Origin of the sequence: Methyloprofundus sp., from assembly GCF_965251085.1 — a bacterium.
In the GTDB taxonomy this organism is placed as follows: domain Bacteria; phylum Pseudomonadota; class Gammaproteobacteria; order Methylococcales; family Methylomonadaceae; genus Methyloprofundus.
Genome location: NZ_OZ252594.1, coordinates 1639799 through 1656179 on the forward strand (window position 1 = coordinate 1639799; position 16381 = coordinate 1656179).

Annotated in this window: 21 protein-coding genes; 15 read left to right on the forward strand and 6 right to left on the reverse strand. The window is 39.8% G+C overall.

Features of this window, described 5'->3' with window-relative positions:
* The first annotated feature begins 48 nt into the window (after positions 1–48).
* The 3 genes from ACQY3F_RS07485 to pdxJ (ACQY3F_RS07495) all read left to right on the forward strand — a co-directional run bounded on the left by ACQY3F_RS07485 (position 49) and on the right by pdxJ (ACQY3F_RS07495) (position 2869).
* Entirely contained in the window at positions 49–1245 is a 1197-nt protein-coding gene (locus ACQY3F_RS07485) for an ISAzo13 family transposase (protein WP_428352931.1), read from the forward strand.
* 188 nt (positions 1246–1433) lie between these two features.
* Positions 1434–2156 (forward strand): DNA repair protein RecO, encoded by a 723-nt coding sequence (gene recO, locus ACQY3F_RS07490; protein ID WP_428354256.1) that lies wholly within the window; start codon positions 1434–1436, stop codon positions 2154–2156.
* Complete coding sequence (gene pdxJ / locus ACQY3F_RS07495; protein WP_428354257.1) at positions 2132–2869, forward strand: pyridoxine 5'-phosphate synthase; 738 nt, start codon at positions 2132–2134, stop codon at positions 2867–2869. Before recO ends, pdxJ (ACQY3F_RS07495) begins: the two co-directional genes overlap by 25 nt.
* A 58-nt stretch (positions 2870–2927) precedes the next feature.
* On the opposite strand, the gene ACQY3F_RS07500 is transcribed toward pdxJ (ACQY3F_RS07495), so the two are convergent.
* On the reverse strand, positions 2928–3185 hold the full coding sequence (locus tag ACQY3F_RS07500) for a hypothetical protein (RefSeq protein ID WP_428354258.1): 258 nt from the start codon (positions 3183–3185) through the stop codon (positions 2928–2930).
* A gap of 379 nt (positions 3186–3564) precedes the next feature.
* On the opposite strand from ACQY3F_RS07500, the gene ACQY3F_RS07505 reads away from it, so the two are divergent.
* The 4 genes from ACQY3F_RS07505 (at position 3565) to ACQY3F_RS07520 (ending at position 7137) form a co-directional block, all read left to right on the forward strand.
* Positions 3565–4077: a hypothetical protein gene (locus tag ACQY3F_RS07505; RefSeq protein WP_428354259.1), complete on the forward strand. Its 513-nt coding sequence runs from the start codon at positions 3565–3567 to the stop codon at positions 4075–4077.
* Positions 4038–5611 (forward strand): IS3 family transposase gene (locus ACQY3F_RS07510; protein ID WP_428354260.1). Its coding sequence is split into 2 segments (ribosomal slippage): positions 4038–4512 and positions 4512–5611, totalling 1575 coding nucleotides; the frame shifts between segments, so codons are not numbered across the junction. Before ACQY3F_RS07505 ends, ACQY3F_RS07510 begins: the two co-directional genes overlap by 40 nt.
* 209 nt (positions 5612–5820) lie before the next feature.
* Positions 5821–6024, forward strand: coding sequence for a hypothetical protein (locus ACQY3F_RS07515; RefSeq protein ID WP_428354261.1), 204 nt, complete (start codon positions 5821–5823; stop codon positions 6022–6024).
* 3 nt (positions 6025–6027) lie between these two features.
* Positions 6028–7137: an ion channel gene (locus ACQY3F_RS07520; RefSeq protein WP_428354262.1), complete on the forward strand. Its 1110-nt coding sequence runs from the start codon at positions 6028–6030 to the stop codon at positions 7135–7137.
* 95 nt (positions 7138–7232) lie between these two features.
* Here ACQY3F_RS07520 and ACQY3F_RS07525 read toward each other — a convergent pair whose 3' ends face one another.
* From ACQY3F_RS07525 to ACQY3F_RS07535, 3 genes are all read right to left on the reverse strand, one after another.
* Complete coding sequence (locus ACQY3F_RS07525; protein WP_428354263.1) at positions 7233–7490, reverse strand: type II toxin-antitoxin system RelB/DinJ family antitoxin; 258 nt, start codon at positions 7488–7490, stop codon at positions 7233–7235.
* A 454-nt stretch (positions 7491–7944) separates the two neighbouring features.
* Complete coding sequence (locus ACQY3F_RS07530) at positions 7945–8250, reverse strand: HigA family addiction module antitoxin (RefSeq protein ID WP_428354264.1); 306 nt, start codon at positions 8248–8250, stop codon at positions 7945–7947.
* Positions 8250–8528 carry a type II toxin-antitoxin system RelE/ParE family toxin gene (locus ACQY3F_RS07535; RefSeq protein ID WP_428354265.1) on the reverse strand — a complete coding sequence of 93 codons (279 nt, stop codon included), beginning with the start codon at positions 8526–8528 and terminating at the stop codon, positions 8250–8252. Before ACQY3F_RS07535 ends, ACQY3F_RS07530 begins: the two co-directional genes overlap by 1 nt.
* Before the next feature lie 531 nt (positions 8529–9059).
* On the opposite strand from ACQY3F_RS07535, the gene ACQY3F_RS07540 reads away from it, so the two are divergent.
* From ACQY3F_RS07540 to ACQY3F_RS07575, 8 genes are all read left to right on the forward strand, one after another.
* Positions 9060–9194 carry a hypothetical protein gene (locus ACQY3F_RS07540; protein ID WP_428354266.1) on the forward strand — a complete coding sequence of 45 codons (135 nt, stop codon included), beginning with the start codon at positions 9060–9062 and terminating at the stop codon, positions 9192–9194.
* The gene (locus ACQY3F_RS07545) at positions 9139–9522 is read left to right on the forward strand and encodes a hypothetical protein (protein ID WP_428354267.1); all 384 of its coding nucleotides are present in this window, start codon (positions 9139–9141) and stop codon (positions 9520–9522) included. Before ACQY3F_RS07540 ends, ACQY3F_RS07545 begins: the two co-directional genes overlap by 56 nt.
* Before the next feature lie 59 nt (positions 9523–9581).
* Positions 9582–9827 carry a putative transposase gene (locus ACQY3F_RS07550; RefSeq protein WP_428354268.1) on the forward strand — a complete coding sequence of 82 codons (246 nt, stop codon included), beginning with the start codon at positions 9582–9584 and terminating at the stop codon, positions 9825–9827.
* 43 nt (positions 9828–9870) lie between these two features.
* Positions 9871–10875, forward strand: a complete 1005-nt coding sequence (locus tag ACQY3F_RS07555) for an IS630 family transposase (RefSeq protein ID WP_428353111.1) — start codon at positions 9871–9873, stop codon at positions 10873–10875.
* Between the two features lie 15 nt (positions 10876–10890).
* Positions 10891–12417, forward strand: coding sequence for a putative transposase (locus ACQY3F_RS07560; RefSeq protein ID WP_428354269.1), 1527 nt, complete (start codon positions 10891–10893; stop codon positions 12415–12417).
* A 38-nt stretch (positions 12418–12455) separates the two neighbouring features.
* Positions 12456–13148 (forward strand): pyridoxine 5'-phosphate synthase, encoded by a 693-nt coding sequence (pdxJ, locus tag ACQY3F_RS07565; protein WP_428357632.1) that lies wholly within the window; start codon positions 12456–12458, stop codon positions 13146–13148.
* Positions 13149–13473: 325 nt separating this feature from the next.
* A complete protein-coding gene (locus ACQY3F_RS07570; RefSeq protein WP_428354270.1) occupies positions 13474–13719 on the forward strand; it encodes a type II toxin-antitoxin system CcdA family antitoxin in 246 nt (81 codons plus the stop codon).
* Positions 13719–14036 (forward strand): CcdB family protein, encoded by a 318-nt coding sequence (locus ACQY3F_RS07575; RefSeq protein WP_428354271.1) that lies wholly within the window; start codon positions 13719–13721, stop codon positions 14034–14036. Before ACQY3F_RS07570 ends, ACQY3F_RS07575 begins: the two co-directional genes overlap by 1 nt.
* Positions 14037–14280: 244 nt before the next feature.
* Here ACQY3F_RS07575 and ACQY3F_RS07580 read toward each other — a convergent pair whose 3' ends face one another.
* Together ACQY3F_RS07580 and ACQY3F_RS07585 are read right to left on the reverse strand one after the other, a co-directional pair.
* The gene (locus ACQY3F_RS07580; protein WP_428354272.1) at positions 14281–14406 is read right to left on the reverse strand and encodes a hypothetical protein; all 126 of its coding nucleotides are present in this window, start codon (positions 14404–14406) and stop codon (positions 14281–14283) included.
* 142 nt (positions 14407–14548) lie between these two features.
* Complete coding sequence (locus tag ACQY3F_RS07585; RefSeq protein WP_428352931.1) at positions 14549–15745, reverse strand: ISAzo13 family transposase; 1197 nt, start codon at positions 15743–15745, stop codon at positions 14549–14551.
* Positions 15746–16381 lie beyond the last annotated feature (636 nt).

The window sequence follows — 16381 nt, forward strand, 5'->3', positions numbered from 1 at the left end:
TATAATAATGAATTCTGAATTTATTCTCACACTAGGCAGATAAGCTTGTTGATATTAACAGATAGCATTATAGGTTGGATTATAAATACAGCCCATCGTTTAAAAGGCTCGGTACGTCGTATATTCATGGCTGAAACGGTGGAGCTACTAGGCTCAGGTGGTGCAAGTATTGCTGAAGAAAAACTAGGATGGAATAGAGGCACTATCCGAAAAGGACAATATGAACTTGAAACTCAGCCCATAGAAGATAATTTTTCAGCGAGAGGGCGTAATAAAAGTGAAGAGCATTTTCCTCATCTACTTGATGACATAAAAAAAATTGCTGAACCGGAGTGTCAAACGGATCCCTCTTTTAATTCCTGTCGATTATATACCCGGCTAACGGCTAAAGAAGTTAGAAAACGTTTACTGGAGATTGATTATTACGATGAAAAAACATTACCTTGCTCAAAAACTATCAATACAAAATTAAATGACCTGAGTTACCATCCAAAAAAGGTACAAAAAACAAAGCCTCATAAGAAAATCAAGGAAACGGATGCAATTTTTGAACAAGTTCATTCAGTCAATGGAATGGCAGATATCAACCCAAAAGAGATTCGTATATCAATTGATGCCAAAGCAAGAATGAATATAGGAAATTTTTCACGGGGAGGACGAAATCGGGTTTTAACAAAAGCAGAGGATCATGATTTAGATGTTAAGGAAAAGTTAACTCCTTTTGGTTTTTATCTGCCTGAACATGATGATTTTTTCCTTTTCTTTACAGCAGGCTATGCCAGCAGTGATTTCATCGTTGACCGATTGGAAGAAATTTGGCCAGAAATTCAAGAAAAATATGGAGTAGATATTCTGACAATTAACGCTGACAATGGTATGGAGAACAGTAGCTCCAGAACTCAGTTTATAAAAAGGCTTGTGGAGTTTGCTGAAAAAAGCAACATAAAGATAAAACTGGCCTACTACCCTCCTTATCATAGTAAATATAACCCAATTGAACGAGTATGGGGAGCCTATGAAAATCATATTAGTGGCGACATAATGGATACAGTTGAAACAACTTTAAAATTTGCCAAAAGTATGACCTACAATGGCAAAGCACCTATTGTTAAATTAACAGAAAAAATATATGAAACAGGAGTAAAGGTAGGTAAAAAAGCAATGAAGACGTATTATCAGTTTGTTGACCGAATGCCATCGTTGGAGAAATGGTTTTTGACCATTTCTCCTGGTTGTTCTGGATGATTATTTCTTTCCATCTCCCTAAGTTAAAGGGCACCCCTATTAATTCATGACTGGCATTTATACGTTTAAAATATTCGATAACTGCGTTGAAAATCTTGTTAATAGCTTGCTATTAACTGCAATCTTCGCCTTGTTCTCAAACATTTTAAACGCATACCTGCTCAGACAGAATATATAGGGGTTCCCTTATGCCGCAAAACCTGCAAGCGGGGTTTTTATTACATCAGCAGAATTATCAGGAAAGTAGCCTGATCATTGATGTATTTACCCGCGAATCTGGTCGGGTTGCTTTGATAGCAAAAGGCGTTAAGCGCCAAAAATCATCCTATCTGGGTTTGTTACGACCCTTTATCCCCTTAAATATTACCTACATAGGCTCAGGTAACCTTAAAATCCTGACTCATGTGGAAACCGGCCATTCAGATGCAATACTTCCCGGGCTTAATACCTACTGCGGCTTTTATTTGCATGAACTACTTAGACACTTTATTCCTGTAGGAGAGCCATACCCTGATGTATTCCTGCATTACCTAGTTTGTTTACAGCAGTTAAAAACCAGCCAGGAAATTGAAGCTGCTTTACGTACCTTTGAAATTCAACTACTTCAAGCTTTAGGCTATGGCTTACAACTAGAAATAGATTACCTGACACACCAAACCATTCAGGCAACTGAAAATTATCAATACGATATACAGCAGGGTGCAACGGTAAATGCCCAAGGGAATATCCTTGGTGCGACTTTAATTGCCATGCAACAAGGAAACTATAGTGATACACGTCAGTTAAGTGAAGCAAAACGATTGATGCGCCAGGTGATAGATTTTTATCTGCAAGGTAAGCCACTGAAAAGCCGTACCTTAATTACAAAACTTATACAAAGAGAATCATGCAAGAACAACTCATCCTATTAGGGGTCAATATTGACCATATTGCTACATTAAGACAGGCAAGGGGCACACAATACCCAGAACCAATACAGGCAGCACTCATAGCAGAACAGGCTGGAGCCGATGGTATTACTGCTCACTTGCGTGAAGACCGCCGGCATATGCAGGACCGGGATTTGTTCCTGTTAAAAGAGATGATTCATACCCGCTTAAATTTCGAAATGGCCGTGACCGATGAAATGCTTGATATTGCCAGCAAAGTTAAGCCTTATGCTTGTTGCCTGGTACCTGAAAAAAGAGCGGAGCTAACAACAGAAGGGGGCTTAGATGTTGCTTCAAGTCTTACTAAAATGCAGCATGCTTGTGCCCACCTGGTTGAGTCTGATATACAAGTCTCTCTCTTTATCGATCCTGATGAAAGGCAAATTGATGCCGCTGTTAGCGCGGGTGCACCCGTTATAGAATTACATACTGGCCGTTATGCGGGTGCCGTTAATGAACAGCAACGCAAAGCTGAACTGGAGCGTATTCAGCAAGCTGCAAGTTATGCCCACAGCGCTGGCTTACAGGTTAATGCAGGCCACGGTTTAACGTTATACAATGTTGAAGATATTTGTAAAATACCTGAGATGGTAGAGTTAAATATCGGACATGCATTAATTGCTCAGGCAGTTATATCAGGCCTGGAAACAGCAGTAAGGGATATGAAGAAAATCATGCGCAATGCTAGGCTTTAACCTAAAAAATCAATCTTGTGGTGAGAGCTTTTCATCAAACTATGCTTAATTGCATAGTCTAGTCTAGGTGATAAGATAATGATTTCAATGTGCCACTAAAGCTATAGGGTGATTGATATTCGGGGGAAACAGAAGTAATTTGATCTCTGCCTATATCCAAGCCTTCCCAAACGGCAAAAATGGGGTATTCCAATTTTTGTTCGGCGACTTTTTGATTATTTATCCACAGTGAGCCTGTACCACGTAAAACAGCAAGTCTATCGAAATCCAATCCATCTTTAAACAAACCCTGAGTAAGTGCAAGCGCTAAGGGCACTTTATCAAATCGGTACTCGATAATGATATCTTTACCTACAGCAGGATAAAAGGGCCTTTGATTTAGGCTATGTCACCGTTAAGTGTGGAATTTAGAAAACTGCTATTATTTTAAGGACTTATAAAGGCAGTGGAATTCTGCCTCAAGCCTTGTGTTTTAGGGCATTAAGAAATTGGATTGTATTTTTCCACACTTAACGGTGACATAGCCTTTATTTTATGATTCTTAACAATGCCACTGGTTGAGATATAGTCATAAATCAAAGCCCCCGAATGCTGTTTACGAATGCTGTGTGACCCCGAATGCTCTTCTATTTTTTCTGCTATTTTTTCCTGATTGGCAAAAAGAAATGGGCATCTATACACAATGAAGGAATAACATGGGATTATTTGACCGATTTAAAGAAAAACAGACGGCTGCACGGCAATTAGATTATCCACGAGATTTATTAGTAGGTGATATGGTGGAATTTGCTTTGATGAGTCAATCAGGGTTAAGCAATAAAAGTTTTCAGGTCTCTAAAGTTTGGACTTTAGATTTAGGGGGAGATAAACATAAGCGTATATATTTTCAATTAGATGATGTCGACAGTAATACCCGGTTGCGAGTGGTTGATAATGAGTCGATTGAATTGAGTTTAGAGGTTTATCCAGAAACCTTGCTTGAGGTCTTTTCTGAAGACGATATTACCTCTATTTTAGATCCTGATTCAGGTGTTAATCATCACTTAAAAGCCACGGTTGCTATGAATGATTTACCGCTAGAATTAGTTGGCTGGGTGACTAAAAAATATCGGCAGCCCCCTATGTCAACATACCTGTCGCCTGTAAAAATTAATATTAGGAGACAGAAATGGCCATATATAGCCAAGAATTTAAAGTACAATCTGTAGAAAAAGCATTATCCAAACGTGACGAACAAACGCTTCACGATATTGCCGATAATTTACATATTGGTTATTCAACACTTCAAAGATGGATCCGATTAGCCAAGGAAAATAAACTAGAAAATCCTGAAACAAATATGTCAACTGAAAAAAGCCCACAGAGCTGGACTAAAGCACAACGTCTTGAGGCTGTAATGGACTGTCACGGCCTGAACGATGAGCATCTTAGCTCTTACTGCCGAGAAAATGGAATTTACCCGCATCATGTTCAGGAATGGAAATCAGATTTTTTATCAGAACATCAAGCATCTAATTCTACCTCCAGGCAGGAACAAAAAAAACTCAAACAAGAAAATAAACGACTACAGAAAGAGCTCAATCGTAAGGACAGAGCTCTCTCTGAAACGGCGGCTTTACTGGTGTTATCAAAAAAGTGCCAAGCGATCTGGGGGGAAACGGAGGTCGATTAATCTCCTACCCAGATCGCAAACAATACTGTGCACTCGTTAATGAGGCGGTACAAAATGGAGCAAGACAACAGCTGGCTTGCGAGCTTGTTGGCATTACTGCCCGTACTTATCAACGATGGAATCAGGGTGAGAAATTATCAGAAGACCAAAGAATTTATAATGATACCCCTGCACACAACAAGCTATCAGAGGCCGTTACGCAAGAAATATTAAAGGTCATTAACCTGCCAGAATATAGCACGTTAACCCCTTATCAAATAGTACCTACTTTATTAGATTCAGGTCACTATATTGCATCAGAATCAACATTTTACCGAGTAATGAAGGCGCATAATCTACTTAAACACAGAGGTAAAGGGACAGCAGCTCAGCGCAAGAAACCCCGGTCACTAAAAGCGACTGCAGCCAATGAAATCTATTCATGGGATATTACCTATTTATTAAGCCCGGTAAAGGGACAGTACTATTATTTGTATATGGTGATGGATATTTATAGCCGAAAAATAGTTGGCTGGCAGGCTCATGATTGTGAATCAAGTTCTCATGCTGCTGATTTAATAGAAGATATTGTCTACCGAGAAAAAATAGATAAAAACCAGTTGGTAATTCATTCCGACAATGGAAGCCCGATGAAAGGTGCAACGTTAAGAGCAAAAATGATAGATCTGGAAATCAGTCCATCGTACAGCAGGCCACGTGTTAGTAATGATAACCCCTATTCGGAGTCTCTATTTAAAACGGTCAAATACCATTACACCTTTCCAGAAGCCCCCTTTGTCAACCTACACGAAGCAAGGCACTGGGTGGAACAGTTTGTAGATTGGTATAACAATGAGCATCAACACAGTACGATTAAATATGTAACACCTAATCAACGCCATAAGGACTTAGATAGTGCAATTCTAGAGAAGAGAAAGAGTGTTATCGAGCAAGCGAAGGAATGTCATCCTGAGCGCTGGAATGGGCGTAACACAAGGAATTTAGACCCTATAAAAACTGTTTTTCTGAATCCTGATAAGGATGAAATCAGCTCGGCAGAAAACGAATTACAGTTGAAAAATATCGCTTAAGTTAACAGTAAAGCAATCGGCGACATAAGCCGCCCATTACCCTTGACAGTCATCGGCTCCTCAGCCTGTACTGTAAGAATATTATATCATTACCCTTGCTTAAATACCTTGGGGGTTTGGGGGCAAAGCCCCCATGAACTTGCGTAGCAAGTTTTATATCACAAAAATGCGACAGGTTGGTTGACATATAGCGGCAGGAAGGCTTTGATTTGGCTTATCGTTATGACGATGATTATCGAGATAAGTCACTGCCAGCTCATGTGGATGGCAGTGAAGAGGGCTGTGATTTTGCTTGGTTGATTTCTGATGACCGAGAATTTAGAGTATTCGATGGTGGGCGGACTGAAGCACATTTATGCGCTTATCTGCCAATACGAAAAATTGATTCCTTATGGCCTGCTAAGCAAGATTAAACAATGAATTTTTTTTATCGTTTTCTTAATTGGCGACGCAATACCCAGTTATCATTCAAAGATGATATTTTAAAGCTCTCTCTAATACGATCAGCTTTACTATTGCTGGTCATTATTATTGTGCACGTTTATCTCATGACAGTGTTTGAAGCATTCAGCTGGCAGGATGCTTTATGGTTGACGCTTACCACTTTATCAACTACTGGTTATGGTGATATCAGTGCAACCACTATGGAAGGGAAAACGGCGACAGTCATATTATTGTATTTAGGCGGAATTTTTATTTTAGCGAAAGCAGCAGGGGATTATTTTGAGTATCGTTCTAATATTAGAGTTCAAAAAATGCAAGGCTATTGGGAGTGGAATATGTCAGGTCATATATTAGTGATCAACACACCTTCGCAACAAGGTGAGCAGTTTTTTGTACGATTGCTTAAGCATATAAGACATAGTAGTGGGCTGCAATCACAAACGGTACAGATTTTAACCAATCAATTTCCTAATGGCTTACCCAGTCAACTATCAGAAATGCCCGGGTTGATTCATTACACAGGTAGTGGAACACTCCCTGAAGATTTGGCTACCGTTAATGCACCGCAAGCAAAATATATTATTATCCTAGCAAAACAAGAAAATGAGCGTGACTCTGATAGCCGTACCTTTGATATTTTGTATCGTCTACAAGAATTACAGCTTAGAACCGATGTTCTGATATTAGCTGAATGTGTGGACGATGAAAATCGCCAGCGTTTTAAGCAAGCAGGCGCCAATGTCATTATTCGTCCTATGCGGGCCTATCCAGAAATGCTAGTGCGAAGTCTGGTCGCACCTGGGTCGGAACAAATTATAGAAAATCTATTTTCTTCATTAGGTGACCAGTATTTACGTTATGAAGTGAATATTAATAATCTCAGCTGGAAAGATATTGTGTGTCAATTAATACAGCAAGATCTGGGGACTGCCGTGGCTTATATTAATAGTGAGACAGGGCAGTGTGAAACCAACCCTCATGCTAATAGTCAGATCACAACACAGAGTTTATTTATTATGGCAAATGATGATAATGCACCAACCACGGTGGCAATTCAGCAAGCATTAGCTAATATTAAGTAACTTGCAATAAATGACCGGTTATAAATAAGGCCGTTATCTATGGGTATCCTTTAAATCAAAACCACCCCTTAAAAAGTTAAGAAAAAGGTAACTACTTAGATACCTAGCTTATTAAACATATCTTGGGCATTGCCGCATTCAGTCAAGCCTTGCCTTTGGGTAGCATCGTTTAAAGCCTCAATTGTTTCTTTGTTAGGTAGCTCCACCTTAAAAGGTAAACCCTGGTTCAGTTCAATTTGTTTATAGAACAGTGTAATAGCCTCAGTAGTGCTCAAACCAAGGCTTATTAGAATGTTCTCTACACTGTCTTTTAGTTCAGGTTCTATTCTGGCTCTAATTGTTGCTGTTTTCATGGCTTTACCTGCTTTTCTCGTTTGGGCTACAATATACCATATATCAAATAATAATATTTTAGCAATGCCTAGCTGTAGAAAATGCCTATGCAAGTAAAGGGGCCTCTTTCATTGAAAAAAGAGATTCAAGCCAAAGAAAAGGATAGCGCTCCCAAAGCCATTAAGTTAAGAGCGTTATATAGGATGCGTTAAGGAACGAAACGCATCTTTCGCTGGTAGACACGCCGAATTCAAAATCCGGTTTCTTCGGAAGTGCCGGCTCGATTCCGACCCTCGTACCACAAATTTGTTCCAACAAGCCCCATAATGCTCCGAAAGTCATACAGTGCGGACTTTCATGGGCTTTTCTTGCATCTTGCATCAAGTATCATCTTATTTCATCCGATACCGTGCAATTTACGGTATTTTACAGTTTTCATTTTTTTCTGACCCCGTTTTTTTTGTTACAGTTAAATTAAGCAACCACATCAAAGTCAATACGATTAAGTTTTTCAGTATTAACTTTTCCCTTTGCTTTCCATAAGTCGTAGTTTTCCTGTAATCGCAACCAGCTTTCAGGACTTCCACCTAATACAGCAGATAACCTTATAGCCATTTCTGGTGATAAATCAGATACACCGTTTATAAGTCGATTGAACGTACTACGAGCGACTCCTAAAGAATCTGCAATCTTATTTGCAGAAATATCATTAAAAGGCTCAATGTAGGTTCTATATATTAAGCCTCCTACATGAGGTGGGTTATGTTGTTGCATGGTCATTAGTGATAATCCTCATAGTCAACGATATACGCATCACCGTCTTCAAATTCAAAAGTCATTCGCCAGTTACCTGATACGCTAATAGACCATCGACCTTTTAAGTCTCCTGTCAATTCGTGCAATCGGTAGCCTGGTTTTCTCATATCTTCAATACAAACTGCCACATTCAAAAAAGCTAATCTATCACTGAGTCTCTCAGCATGATTTGCCTGGATTCCAGACAAGTCACCCTTTATAAAAAACTTTTTTAATCCCTTGTGCTTAAAGCTGTTAATCATAGTTTTATTATAGCAAATACCGTATTACGCAACAAGGAACATGTAGAGCTTCCGTTATTCTGGTTCGCCAAGATGGCTAGCCTCATCAGAAACGCCAAGGTCAGGTCTTTGGTTTATGACTACACCTCAGACAGTGATATTGTTAAGAATCATAAATCAAAGACCCGACCCCCGAGGTTTCGCGACCCCCGAGGTTTCGTCAGTTAAGTGAAGCAAAACGATTGATGCGCCAGGTGATAGATTTTTATCTGCAAGGTAAGCCGCTGAAAAGCCGTGCCTTAATTACAAAACTTATACAAAAAGAATCATGCAAGAACAACTCATCTTATTAGGGGTCAATATTGACCATATTGCTACATTCAGACATCTTGATTCGCTATCCTGAAAGAAATCCATTAAAACTTAAACTAGGCAATATAATTAAAGGGTTAGGGAATTATTGTCCAATGATTGATATTTTCAGCTAAAGAAATGAAAATGGTACTCATTTAGGTTAAACTAAGCCCTCATATCATACGAGGTATTCAATTAATGCAGCAACTCATGCTCCCAATAATTCCTCAGGGTACGACTATTATAAATGGTCAGGTCAGTGTTGATAACCGAAATGATGAGTGGTTTTATTTCCTCGGCGGTATCCCGATCTATTCTCACCAGGGACAATAAGAGATTATTTAGACTTCACACCTCTCAACTCACCAATACCGGTTCCTGTCGTTCAATCGATATTATTACAACCTTTGGTGTCTCTAAAAGTAGTGTTATGCGCTCATTAAGGCAACTACGAGAAAAAGGGGCTGATTCGTTTTTTGAACCTCGCCCGACTCGCAAGGGAGGACCACTCTTTACGCTTGAGGTTTTGCAGCAAGCTCAGGAATATCTGGATCAAGGTATGACGCCTAACGAAGCCGCTAAAGAATTAGGCATCCGGGCAGATACCTTTCGCAAGGCGATCAGTGATGGACGTTTAAAAAAAAGTCTGCCGCATCAATAGACCCCAATGATGGCAGTACCAAATCAGCCCGTGATATTATAGATGCCAATGCAGCCGATGTGCTTGGTACGGCCTGCACTCGAGTAGAAGAGCGAATCCAGGCTGCTTTGGGTGAGCAGGAAAAGGGAGCCTCAATCGAATTCGAATCCTGTTTAGATGTTCCTAAAGGCGGTGTGTTATGTGCATTGCCCGCGTTACTTGGCAATGGCTTATTAAATGACATTGAGCGCCACCTGGGCAAACTGACAGGTTACTATCAAACCTTTCATATTCTATTGCTAAGTACTTACGCAAAATTAATTTAACGAAAAAAGGTGTCATAATAAACAATTATTTTGCTGACTCTAAATGTTTGTGCTCTATATAAAACACCTACTCCCAGAAGAAATTACTGCTTTAAATGTGATGCATAAAAACCATCCACTTCATTTAAGTAGAAGTCGAGCTCATGCTATTTTATTAAGTTTCAAAGAGCATTCTGTTCCCATGATTTGTTCTATTTATAACGTATGCCGCCAAACTGTTTCCACTTGGTTTTCTAACTGGGAAAAGAATGGAATCGATGGATTGGTTGACTGTCAGGGAAGAGGACGGCGAGGTATTTTAACTGAAAAACAACAAATAAGCTTAGTCCAGAGAGTTGAAAAATCTCCTAGATCATTAAAATCAGTACTAGCAAAATTTGAAGAAGATCTAGGCATTTCAGTTAGCATTGATACTATAAAACGTATTTGTAAACAAGCTGATCTTGTTTGGAAACGAGTTAGAAAATCCTTAAGGATAAAGCGTAATCAAGATAAATTTGATTTGGCAACCGATGAAATAAAAGAATTAATACAACAACATAAAGAGAATGAACTTGATTTGTGCTACTTTGATGAGTCGGGGTTTACACTAGAACCCTGTGTTCCTTATGCTTGGCAACAGTCAGGTGAGACGATTGAAATACCAAGCTCAAACAGCAAGCGTCTTAATGTATTAGGTTTTGTTAACAGAGATTGCAGGTTTGATTCTTTTGTTTTTGAAGGGAGTGTAAACACTTCGGTTGTTGTGGCTTGTATTGATGAATTTGCTAAACAGATTAAAAAACCAACAACTCTTATTATTGATAATGCATCGACTCATACGAGTAATGAATTTAATGAAAACCTTGAAAGGTGGAAAGAAAAAAACCTATCCATTTACCGTATACCGCCATACTCACCCGAGTTAAATATTATCGAGATTATATGGCGTAAAATAAAATACGAATGGCTTCCTTTTTCAGCTTATGAATCCTATGCCTCTCTTCAGGAAGAATTATTTAAGGTGCTGTCTAATATTGGAAAGAATTACAAAGTAGAGTTTGCATAAAAGGTTAAATTAATTTTGCATGGGTACTTACTCGCCTTTATGGGGCTATGTCGCATCAAAAATGCCGAACAACTTCGCGAGCATGCACCGGGTGAATTCGGAAAACTACTTGGCCTGGATCGGGCTCCCGAAGTGCGTTGTTTAAGATCCAAAGTAAAAGGACTGGCTGAACCAAAATCAGTCGAAAGCTGGGCGGCCGACCTCAGTCGACAATGGATGGAAAATGAACCAGAGGCAGCAGGAACACTCTACATAGATGGTCATGTCCGTGTCTATCATGGACACTTGACTAAACTTCCCAAACGGCATGTTTCACGCGAAAAACTCTGCTTACGGGGTATCACCGACTACTGGGTTAATGATGGTACGGGGCGTCCCTTCTTTGTCGTTGAAAAAACGGTGGATCCGGGCTTACTAAAAACGCTGGAAGAAGATATCGTCCCCCGATTACTCAAAGACATTCCGAATCAACCGAGTGCACAAGCATTACAGCAAAACAAACAAGCCTGTCGTTTTATCCTGGTGTTTGATAGAGAAGGCTATAGCCCCGCATTCTTTAGAAAGATGTGGGACAAGCATCGTGTCGCTTGCATGACCTATCATAAATTTCCCACCGAAAATTGGCCACTGGACAATTTTTCCAGTCAGGAGATCACCCTACCGAGTGGTGAAAAAGTCATCATGAAACTCGCCGAACGAGGCAGTCTGGTTGGAACCAAAAAACAGGCGATGTGGATGAGAGAAGTGCGCAAGTTGACTGATTCTGGTCACCAAACCAGTATTATTACCACAGCCTATGAACTAGAGTTGACGGCTGTTTCTGGGCGAATGTTTAGCCGGTGGTGCCAAGAGAACTTTTTTAGATATATGAAGCACCACTATGGGCTAGATATGCTACAGGAGTATGGAATAGAGCCACTATCCGATACCCAAAAGGTGGTCAACCCTGATAGGCGCCAACAGGAAGGACAGCGTAATTCGATACAATCCAAACTCAATTACCGTCTATCTCGATTTGCAGCGATGGAACTTCATCCGGTGATTAAAAAAGATGAAACGGAAGATGTGAAATACAAGAAATGGGAAAGAAAACGAGCAGAATTACTCGAAGAAATAGAGCATTATGAAAATGAACTAAAAACCATCAAGGAAAAACTAAGCCAAACGCCCAAACACATTACCTGGCAAGAGTTGAGAGACGAAGATAAGTTCGAACAGCTTCTGCCAGGGAAAAAGCGGCTGATAGATACTGTCAACATGATCGCTTATCGGGCAGAAACAGCAATGGCCGCTCTGCTAACCTCACCGACAATCGACTTTCCGATGGCAAGGCAACTATTACAAACGCTGTTTGTGACAGAAGCAGATATATTACCCGATGAAGTAAAAAAACAACTTCGGATACGTGTGCATAGTACTTCCCGACCTGCAAGTAATAAAGCAATAGAAAAGTTATTTGAACAACTCAATCAAACGGAACTCAATTATCCAGGAACCGATCTGCGCTTAATTTATGAGCTGACTTCATCCGCAAAAAATTAGGAAATGGTCTCAAATTAGTTTCGTCTGAATCAAGATGTCTGACATTAAGACAGGCAAGGGGCACACAATACCCAGAACCAATACAGGCAGCACTCATAGCAGAACAGGCTGGAGCCGATGGTATTACTGCTCACTTGCGTGAAGACCGCCGGCATATGCAGGACCGGGATTTGTTCCTGTTAAAAGAGATGATTCATACCCGCTTAAATTTAGAAATGGCCGTGACCGATGAAATGCTTGATATTGCCAGCAAAGTTAAGCCTTATGCTTGTTGTCTGGTACCTGAAAAAAGAGCGGAGCTAACAACAGAAGGGGGCTTAGATGTTGCTTCAAGTCTTACTAAAATGCAGCATGCTTGTGCCCACCTGGTTGAGTCTGATATACAAGTCTCTCTCTTTATCGATCCTGATGAAAGGCAAATTGATGCCGCTGTTAGCGCGGGTGCACCCGTTATAGAATTACATACTGGCCGTTATGCGGGTGCCGTTAATGAACAGCAACGCAAAGCTGAACTGGAGCGTATTCAGCAAGCTGCAAGTTATGCCCACAGCGCTGGCTTACAGGTTAATGCAGGCCACGGTTTAACGTTATACAATGTTGAAGATATTTGTAAAATACCTGAGATGGTAGAGTTAAATATCGGACATGCATTAATTGCTCAGGCAGTTATATCAGGCCTGGAAACAGCAGTAAGGGATATGAAGAAAATCATGCGCAATGCTAGGCTTTAGCCTAAAAATCAATCTTGTATTGTATACTTCGTGCGGTTACGGATGCGGAGAATATAGTGAGCTGATTTTTGTCGATAGCAAAGCCTGCCCCGTACTTGATACGGGGGCGCTGAAACTGGCGCATAATAGGCTACGTAACGGTTTCAGCAACGTAGTTGTGAGCCTGATTTATTTAAGAATTGCGCACTAAAATGTGCGGTGTTGCTAAACAGGCTAATAAATGACCTCAGTCGATATACTACATATAGTTATATAGAAGTTAAAGCATTTACAATGCGCATAGTATTACGCATAATAAGCTAAAGTAATTTGAGAGGATATTATTATGCAACACTTATATGATTATGCTGCTCCAAAAAAGGCAACAAACCTTAGTTTAAATAGTGACCTTATTAAAAAATCTAAAGAGTTGAACATTAATTTATCAGCAACATTAGAGAAGGCACTGAGAGAAAAACTGGCCCAAGCTGAATCTATACAATGGCTAGAAGAAAATAAAAATGCGATTAAAGCTTACAATGAATTTATAGAAGAACAGGGTAGTTTTGGTGACGAATACAGGAGCTTTTAATGGCCCAGTTTGATGTTTATAAAAACCCAAATAAGAATACACAGAGTGCCTACCCGTATATCGTTGATATCCAAAGTCCATTAATTTCAGAATTAGCAACAAGAATTGTTATTCCATTAGGCAAGTTGAGTCATTTTAAAAATGAACAAATAAATCGACTTACACCAGAAATAAACTATAGCGGGGAACTGCTATTGCTACTAACACCGCAGATTGCATCAGTTCCTGCAAAAATACTAAAAAAACCAGTTGGAACATTAAATCATTTTAGAAGTGAAATTGTTGCATCCTTAGATTTTGCTATCACAGGGATTTAATGAGAAGTACAAAAAAGTATCAAAAGAATAGGTCTTTTCATAGTGCATTACTACCCATTACATTATTGTACGTGTGGCAAGGAAAGACCTGACCCTCTACTTCCTCGCCCACTTCAAGCAACGCCAGGGTCTTTGGTTTTTGACTACGCCTCAGACAGTGATATTGTTAAGAATCATAAATCAAAGACCTGACCCCCGAGGTGTTTAGACCCCCGAGGTGTTATGCGACCTGACCCCCGAGGTGTTATTCCAGCAGTAGTTCTTTATTCATCAAGTGATACAGACTGGTGAATTGACAGTCCTTGTCTGTGCTGGCTTTCCTGGCTATGCGTTGCAGTTTTGTTGGCACGCTTTCTACATTACTGTGCATGATACGTGTGTCCTTGCTTCGCTGTTGTTGTCGTGATGGCCTTCCCTCCAGATGCATTACGCACTTTCATCGGTACTATGCCACCATCCGACTTCCTGAACCGCTTCGGTTGTTCTTGTTTTAGGGAGATGGAAAGAAATAATCATCCAGAACAACCAGGAGAAATGGTCAAAAACCATTTCTCCAACGATGGCATTCGGTCAACAAACTGATAATACGTCTTCATTGCTTTTTTACCTACCTTTACTCCTGTTTCATATATTTTTTCTGTTAATTTAACAATAGGTGCTTTGCCATTGTAGGTCATACTTTTGGCAAATTTTAAAGTTGTTTCAACTGTATCCATTATGTCGCCACTAATATGATTTTCATAGGCTCCCCATACTCGTTCAATTGGGTTATATTTACTATGATAAGGAGGGTAGTAGGCCAGTTTTATCTTTATGTTGCTTTTTTCAGCAAACTCCACAAGCCTTTTTATAAACTGAGTTCTGGAGCTACTGTTCTCCATACCATTGTCAGCGTTAATTGTCAGAATATCTACTCCATATTTTTCTTGAATTTCTGGCCAAATTTCTTCCAATCGGTCAACGATGAAATCACTGCTGGCATAGCCTGCTGTAAAGAAAAGGAAAAAATCATCATGTTCAGGCAGATAAAAACCAAAAGGAGTTAACTTTTCCTTAACATCTAAATCATGATCCTCTGCTTTTGTTAAAACCCGATTTCGTCCTCCCCGTGAAAAATTTCCTATATTCATTCTTGCTTTGGCATCAATTGATATACGAATCTCTTTTGGGTTGATATCTGCCATTCCATTGACTGAATGAACTTGTTCAAAAATTGCATCCGTTTCCTTGATTTTCTTATGAGGCTTTGTTTTTTGTACCTTTTTTGGATGGTAACTCAGGTCATTTAATTTTGTATTGATAGTTTTTGAGCAAGGTAATGTTTTTTCATCGTAATAATCAATCTCCAGTAAACGTTTTCTAACTTCTTTAGCCGTTAGCCGGGTATATAATCGACAGGAATTAAAAGAGGGATCCGTTTGACACTCCGGTTCAGCAATTTTTTTTATGTCATCAAGTAGATGAGGAAAATGCTCTTCACTTTTATTACGCCCTCTCGCTGAAAAATTATCTTCTATGGGCTGAGTTTCAAGTTCATATTGTCCTTTTCGGATAGTGCCTCTATTCCATCCTAGTTTTTCTTCAGCAATACTTGCACCACCTGAGCCTAGTAGCTCCACCGTTTCAGCCATGAATATACGACGTACCGAGCCTTTTAAACGATGGGCTGTATTTATAATCCAACCTATAATGCTATCTGTTAATATCAACAAGCTTATCTGCCTAGTGTGAGAATAAATTCAGAATTCATTATTATAAATTATTGAGACACAAGCTTACTTCGTTTGGATGATTATTTCTTTCCATCTCCCTTATTATCACTTGTTCAACCTTCTCTCTTCTTTGAAAGACGACTCAGGATCTCCCGAGTTGCCGATTATTCCCAATGTCCAGCATGCCATGCTTTACAACCCCGAAGCAGCCCTATGATACTTGTCATGCGCGTCATAGAATAGGGACTTCCAGAAAGGGTACTCTGTCGTCCTGCTTACGTAAAATCATTTCGATGCTAAATCACTTCAACTTTCGCTTACGGCCTGCTGGCTTACGCCCATCGTGCTTAACATTTGGAGTTACCTCCGCCTGCCCGATGTTTACTATCCGGTGGTTGACCTACCTTGCCGGAACGGGATTTTCACCCGCTGGAATTATCGACCTTGCTCGGCCGCACACCCTATTGATTTCGCAACAACTTGAAGGAATTTGACAACTCTCAAGTCCTCGAACAGTCTCCTGAATTTAAGGGGGGGGGGGCTGTTTATTTGAATTGAGGAAAGGACTTGAAGAAGTGACTTGAAATATTATTTTTTAAGATTTTGACTTGTGCAAGACAATGATTAAAACAA

Coding starts and splice junctions, on each gene's coding strand:
- recO (WP_428354256.1), top strand. CDS start 1,434: ATGCCGCAAAACCTGCAAGCGGGGTTTTTATTACATCAGCAGAATTAT.
- pdxJ (WP_428354257.1), top strand. CDS start 2,132: ATGCAAGAACAACTCATCCTATTAGGGGTCAATATTGACCATATTGCT.
- ACQY3F_RS07505 (WP_428354259.1), top strand. CDS start 3,565: ATGGGATTATTTGACCGATTTAAAGAAAAACAGACGGCTGCACGGCAA.
- ACQY3F_RS07520 (WP_428354262.1), top strand. CDS start 6,028: ATGAATTTTTTTTATCGTTTTCTTAATTGGCGACGCAATACCCAGTTA.
- ACQY3F_RS07525 (WP_428354263.1), bottom strand. CDS start 7,490: ATGAAAACAGCAACAATTAGAGCCAGAATAGAACCTGAACTAAAAGAC.
- ACQY3F_RS07530 (WP_428354264.1), bottom strand. CDS start 8,250: ATGACCATGCAACAACATAACCCACCTCATGTAGGAGGCTTAATATAT.
- ACQY3F_RS07535 (WP_428354265.1), bottom strand. CDS start 8,528: ATGATTAACAGCTTTAAGCACAAGGGATTAAAAAAGTTTTTTATAAAG.
- ACQY3F_RS07540 (WP_428354266.1), top strand. CDS start 9,060: ATGCAGCAACTCATGCTCCCAATAATTCCTCAGGGTACGACTATTATA.
- ACQY3F_RS07545 (WP_428354267.1), top strand. CDS start 9,139: ATGAGTGGTTTTATTTCCTCGGCGGTATCCCGATCTATTCTCACCAGG.
- ACQY3F_RS07555 (WP_428353111.1), top strand. CDS start 9,871: ATGTTTGTGCTCTATATAAAACACCTACTCCCAGAAGAAATTACTGCT.
- ACQY3F_RS07570 (WP_428354270.1), top strand. CDS start 13,474: ATGCAACACTTATATGATTATGCTGCTCCAAAAAAGGCAACAAACCTT.
- ACQY3F_RS07575 (WP_428354271.1), top strand. CDS start 13,719: ATGGCCCAGTTTGATGTTTATAAAAACCCAAATAAGAATACACAGAGT.
- ACQY3F_RS07580 (WP_428354272.1), bottom strand. CDS start 14,406: ATGCACAGTAATGTAGAAAGCGTGCCAACAAAACTGCAACGCATAGCC.